At 56.0% G+C, this 5,706-nt stretch carries 6 protein-coding genes; 5 read left to right on the plus strand and 1 reads right to left on the minus strand.

The window, feature by feature from the left end; genetic code table 11:
- The 5 genes from ACN0VM_RS17755 to ACN0VM_RS17775 all read left to right on the plus strand — a co-directional run.
- The coding region (locus ACN0VM_RS17755) for an ABC transporter substrate-binding protein (protein ID WP_417452228.1) at nt 1-1,067 on the plus strand (1,067 nt) is incomplete at its 5' end.
- 109 nt (nt 1,068-1,176) lie between these two features.
- On the plus strand, nt 1,177-1,968 hold the full coding sequence (locus tag ACN0VM_RS17760; RefSeq protein ID WP_009176505.1) for an ABC transporter ATP-binding protein: 792 nt from the start codon (nt 1,177-1,179) through the stop codon (nt 1,966-1,968).
- A complete protein-coding gene (locus ACN0VM_RS17765; protein WP_417452229.1) occupies nt 1,965-2,678 on the plus strand; it encodes an ABC transporter ATP-binding protein in 714 nt (237 codons plus the stop codon). The genes ACN0VM_RS17760 and ACN0VM_RS17765 overlap by 4 nt, the downstream gene beginning before the upstream one ends.
- A gap of 3 nt (nt 2,679-2,681) precedes the next feature.
- Nucleotides 2,682-3,692 carry a branched-chain amino acid ABC transporter permease gene (locus ACN0VM_RS17770; RefSeq protein ID WP_417452230.1) on the plus strand — a complete coding sequence of 337 codons (1,011 nt, stop codon included), beginning with the start codon at nt 2,682-2,684 and terminating at the stop codon, nt 3,690-3,692.
- Entirely contained in the window at nt 3,689-5,014 is a 1,326-nt protein-coding gene (locus ACN0VM_RS17775) for a branched-chain amino acid ABC transporter permease (RefSeq protein ID WP_417452231.1), read from the plus strand. Before ACN0VM_RS17770 ends, ACN0VM_RS17775 begins: the two co-directional genes overlap by 4 nt.
- Before the next feature lie 83 nt (nt 5,015-5,097).
- Here the strand turns inward: ACN0VM_RS17775 and ACN0VM_RS17780 are convergent, their stop codons facing one another.
- Nucleotides 5,098-5,445 (minus strand): hypothetical protein, encoded by a 348-nt coding sequence (locus tag ACN0VM_RS17780; protein ID WP_417452232.1) that lies wholly within the window; start codon nt 5,443-5,445, stop codon nt 5,098-5,100.
- Between the last annotated feature and the right edge of the window lie 261 nt (nt 5,446-5,706).

The following is a 5,706-nucleotide window of genomic DNA, read 5'->3' on the forward strand; positions in this document are numbered from 1 at the left end:
CACCGACCATGGCGTCTGGCGCCGAGCTCGCCATGTCCGAGGTCTCCGAGTCCGGCAAACTGTTCGATGGCGCAACAGTAACCCCGCTGCGCGCAGATACCGGCTGTATTGATAACGGTCTCGCCACTGCAAACGCCGAAAAGCTGATCGCTGAAGGTGCAAGCGGTATCGTGGGTGGCGACTGCTCCGGTGTGACCGGTGCGATCCTGCAAAACGTCGCGATCCCGAACGGTATGGTGATGATTTCTCCTTCTGCAAGCTCGCCGGGTCTGACCTCGATGGAAGACAACGGTCTGTTCTTCCGCACCACCCCGTCGGACGCCCGTCAGGGCGAGATCATGGCGTCGATTCTTGCTGATCGCGGCGTCGATAGCATCGCCATCACCTACACCAACAACGACTACGGTAAGGGTCTGGCGGATTCGATCCAGTCGTCCTTCGAAGCCGCTGGCGGTGAAGTGACCATCGTAACCGCACATGAAGATGGCAAAGGTGACTATTCTGCCGAGGTCGCGGCGCTGGCATCTGCCGGTGGCGACATCCTCGTGGTTGCGGGCTACCTGGATCAGGGTGGTTTGGGCATCATTCAGGGTGCGCTCGATACCGGTGCATTCGACACCTTCGGCCTGCCCGACGGCATGATCGGTGATTCGCTGCCAACAAACGTCGGTTCGGACCTCAACGGCTCCTTTGGTCAGATCGCAGGCTCCGACAGCGAAGGCGCCGAGATCTTTGCGGGCAAGGCTTCTGAGTTGGGCTTTGACGGCACCTCCGCTTATTCCCCGGAATCCTATGATGCGGCAGCACTTTTCCTGCTCGCGATGCAGGCATCCGGTTCGGTTGATCCCAAAGATTACGTCTCCAAGATCACCGAAGTCGCCAACGCCCCGGGTGAGAAAATCAACCCCGGTGAGCTGGGCAAAGCGCTCGAAATTCTCGCCAACGGCGGTGAAATCGACTATGAGGGCGCGACCGGCGTGAACCTCATCGGTCCCGGCGAGAGCGCAGGCTCCTTCCGTGAGATCGAAGTTCAGGACGGCAAGAACGTGACGGTGAAATTCCGCTAAGGCGGACCATCGTCGCACATTAGAGATCTGATCAGCCCGGGAGCCGCAAGTGCCTCGGGCTGTTCCAAATAAAAGGGCCGCGAAATATGACGGCAGGGGATTACATGACATGATCGTCGTCGAGGATTTGCATAAGCACTTCGGCGGGTTCCACGCGGTGGACGGCGCTTCGCTGGAAATCGCCAAGGGCTCCATTACTGGTTTGATCGGACCAAACGGTGCGGGAAAAACCACTCTTTTCAACGTAGTGGCCGGGGTTCTTCCTCCCACGTCAGGCCGAGTCCTGATGGATGGTGAGGACATCACGGGCCTGCCACCGCATGAGCTGTTCCACAAAGGATTGCTGCGCACCTTCCAGATCGCGCATGAGTTCTCCTCGATGACCTGCCGCGAGAACCTGATGATGGTTCCGGGCAATCAATCGGGTGAGACGCTGTGGAACACATGGTTCGGACGCAAGCGCATCGCTGATGAGGAACGCGCCCTGCGCGCCAAGGCGGATGAGGTGCTGGAGTTCCTCACCATCAGCCATATTGCGGACCTCAAGGCTGGTGAAATCTCTGGCGGTCAGAAGAAACTTCTGGAACTTGGCCGCACCATGATGGTCGACGCCAAGATCGTCTTCCTTGACGAGGTGGGCGCAGGCGTAAACCGGACGCTGCTTTATACAATTGCCGATGCCATCAAGCGCCTCAATGAGGAGCGCGGCTACACCTTCGTGGTGATCGAACATGACATGGAATTCATCGGCCGTCTGTGTGACCCGGTGATCGTCATGGCTGAGGGCAAGAAACTGGCCGAAGGCACGCTGGAAGAGATCAAGGCAAACGATCAGGTGATCGAAGCTTATCTCGGCACGGGTCTGAAAAACAAAGATAAATTGCAAGGGGCTGACGCATGAGCGAACCCTTTTTGATTGGTGACAGCATGACGGGTGGCTACGGCAAAGGGCCGGACATCCTGCATGACTGCACCATCGCCGTGAACCCCGGCGAGATCGCTGTCATCGTCGGCCCCAATGGCGCTGGTAAATCCACCGCGATGAAAGCCGTATTTGGCATGCTGAACGTGCGATCTGGCGCGGTGCGTCTGGGCGGTGAGGATATCACCAGCCTCAGCCCGCAAGAACGCGTGATCAAGGGTATGGGCTTTGTTCCGCAAACGAGCAATATCTTCACCTCAATGACGGTCGAAGAAAACCTCGAGATGGGCGCCTTCATCCGCACTGATGATTTTTCCGACACGATGGAGCAGGTCTATCACCTGTTTCCAATCCTGAAGGACAAGCGCCATCAGGCGGCCGGAGAGCTGTCGGGCGGTCAACGCCAGCAGGTGGCCGTGGGCCGCGCGCTGATGACCAAACCCAAGGTTTTGATGCTCGATGAGCCGACCGCTGGCGTGTCACCTATCGTAATGGATGAGCTGTTTGACCGCATCATCGAGGTCTCCCGCACCGGGCTACCGATTCTGATGGTTGAGCAAAACGCCAAACAAGCGCTTGAAATTGCGGACAAAGGCTATGTTCTGGTGCAGGGCGCACACGCCTATACGGGCACCGGGCAAGAACTTTTGGCCGATCCCGAAGTGCGCAAATCTTTCTTGGGAGGCTAAGAGATGGATTTCCTCAACGCCTTCGTGGCGCTTTCAAACTTCGTTCTCATTCCCGGCATCGCCTATAGCAGCCAGTTGGCACTTGGCGCGCTCGGCGTGACGCTGATCTACGGGATTTTGCGGTTTTCTAACTTTGCCCATGGCGACACCATGGCCTTTGGCACCATGGTTGTGATCCTGTTCACCTGGTTGTTCCAATCCTGGGGCATCTCTGCTGGCCCATTGCCAACTGCGCTTCTGGCGCTACCCATCGGCATCGTGGCAACAATGGCGCTGGTGTTGGTCACCGATAAGGCCGTGTTCAAATTCTACCGCGAACAAAAGGCCAAGCCTGTGGTCTTCGTCATGGTGTCACTTGGTGTGATGTTCATGATGAACGGTCTTGTACGGTTCATTATTGGCCCCGGCGATCAGCGTTTTGGCGATGGCGAGCGGTTCATCATCAAGGCCGGCACGTTCAAGAAGATGACCGGATTGGACGAGGGTCTTGCCATCAAGACCTCGCAAGGGATCACAGTGGTCACTGCGATCATCGTCGTGGCGCTGCTGTTTTGGTTTCTCAATAAAACCCGCACCGGCAAATCCATGCGTGCCTATTCTGACAACGAGGATCTGGCGCTGTTGTCGGGCATCAACCCTGAACGCGTTGTGATGATCACATGGTTGATCGTGGCGGCGCTAGCGACGATTGCCGGCACGCTCTATGGGCTTGATAAGTCTTTTAAACCCTTCACTTACTTCCAGTTGCTGTTGCCAATCTTTGCCGCCGCCATCGTCGGCGGCCTTGGCAGTCCACTTGGCGCGATTGCCGGTGGTTTTGTGATCGCCATGAGCGAAGTCATGATCACCTATGCGTGGAAAAAAGTAGGCGGGTACATCCTGCCAGAAAGCCTTGAGCCAGAGGGGCTCGCGCAGCTTCTGAGCACTGATTACAAATTCGCGGTCTCCTTTGCGATCCTTGTTGTCGTGCTGCTGTTTAAACCCACCGGCATCTTCAAAGGAAAAGCGGTATGAGCGATACGTTGGAACATACGCTTCTGTTCGCCTTCGTCGGCCTTTTGCTGCTGCTGGAAGGAACCACAACGGCGTTCGGAATTTTTTCCGGATCTTGGAACTCGTCGCTGACCATCCTCAACATGGGATTGATCTCCGCCATCATGGCACTCGGGGTGAACCTGCAGTGGGGCTTTGCCGGGCTGTTTAATGTTGGCATTATGGGGTTCACCGCTCTTGGTGGTCTCGCCGTGGTGTTGACATCCATGTCACCCACTCCGGGTGCGTGGGAGGCTGGCGGTCAGCGCATTCTGCTGGCGCTGGTTTTGGGGGCTGCGACCATCGCGGCGGCAATCTATACCTATCGAAAGTTGACCGCTGGTCTGACCCGGACTGTCGCAATGCTTGCGATCCTGATCATCGGTTTTGTGGTCTACCGAGCGGTGCCCGACCCCGGTGTTGCCGCCGTCGAGAGCATCAACCCAGCGCTCGAAGGTAATATCGGCGGTCTCGGTCTGCCAGTGTTGCTGGCCTGGCCGCTGGGTGGTCTGCTGGCGGCGGGTGTTGCATGGATGATTGGTAAGACCGCACTTGGTCTGCGTTCGGATTATCTGGCAATTGCGACGCTTGGGATTGCCGAGATCATCATTGCGGTGCTCAAGAACGAAGACTGGCTGTCGCGCGGTGTGAAAAACGTGGTCGGCCTGCCGCGTCCCCTGCCCTATGAGGTTGATTTGCAAGGCGATCCCGCCTTTGTAGAAAAAGCGGCCTCTTGGGGGCTGGATGCCACCACGGCTTCGACGCTCTATGTCAAGCTTGGCTACTCCCTCATGTTCACGGCGGTCCTGCTGGTTCTGTTGTGGATGGCGCAGATGGCGCTCAAGAGCCCATGGGGCCGGATGATGCGCGCCATCCGCGACAATGAGGTCGCGGCCAATGCCATGGGCAAACATGTCACCCGTCGGCACCTGCAGATCTTCATCCTCGGCTCTGCCATCTGTGGCGTCGCCGGTGCGATGATGACCACGCTCGACAGCCAATTGACCCCGGGCACCTATAATCCGCTCCGGTTCACCTTTCTGATCTGGGTGATGGTGATTGTGGGTGGTTCCGGCAATAACTTCGGCTCTGTCCTTGGTGGGCTCTTGGTCTGGTTCCTTTGGATCAAGGTGGAACCCATGGGCGTCATGCTGATTGAATTGGTGACCTCTGGCATGTCGGAAGACAGCGGCCTGCGCGCACATCTGTTGGAGAGCGCTGCACATATGCGTCTCTTTACCATGGGGCTGGTGCTGTTGCTGGTGCTGAGGTTCAGCCCACGCGGTCTGATACCCGAGAAATAAAGCTCCGGACGCAGATCAAACGACAAAAAACGCCTGCCGATAGCATGTCGGCAGGCGTTTTGCGTTCCGGGTGGTGTGAGGGATCAATCTCGAAGTTTGGTGAAAACAACCTTCATCGGAATATCCGGCGCATCCACACAGGATGCAGTCCCGACCATGCGCTCTTTGGTGAGTAATTTGGCATTTACAGTCATAGTGACATGTTCTTTGCCAAAAATAGGAACGAGATCATTTTTGTGAGAATGGCGAAACGCCTCAAGTTGAATCTCAATATCTGAACCCGTTTCAGTGTAAGTGCCATTATAGGCCACAATGCTGTCACCACCACGCGCACGACCCTGTTCGAAGATGACCACTCCGAATCCTCTCAGAGCAGGTGTGATAAAGTCAACTTTGTATAAGCCATTTAACTTGCTCAATTTTTGCTCCATGAAACCAGCCATGAACCCGGCGATCAAAATATCATAGAGCCTATTCTATTCTGGAAAGTTTACGGATCATACGTGTTTCGTAGAAAGCTCTGCGCACGGACCCCGACAACCTCTGTTCAAAGGCAGGTGAATTTTAAGGCTTTATTCGCGTCAACCGAAATCAGTTTCGAAATTCGTGTCTTGGAGGCTGTTCAAAGCGGATACCTATTACCTACCCGCTTTGAACAGCCTGATAAGATCAATAAATCTCAAAATGAGAGG

This window comes from Kordiimonas sp., from assembly GCF_048260245.1.
Taxonomy (GTDB): Bacteria; Pseudomonadota; Alphaproteobacteria; order Sphingomonadales; family Kordiimonadaceae; genus Kordiimonas.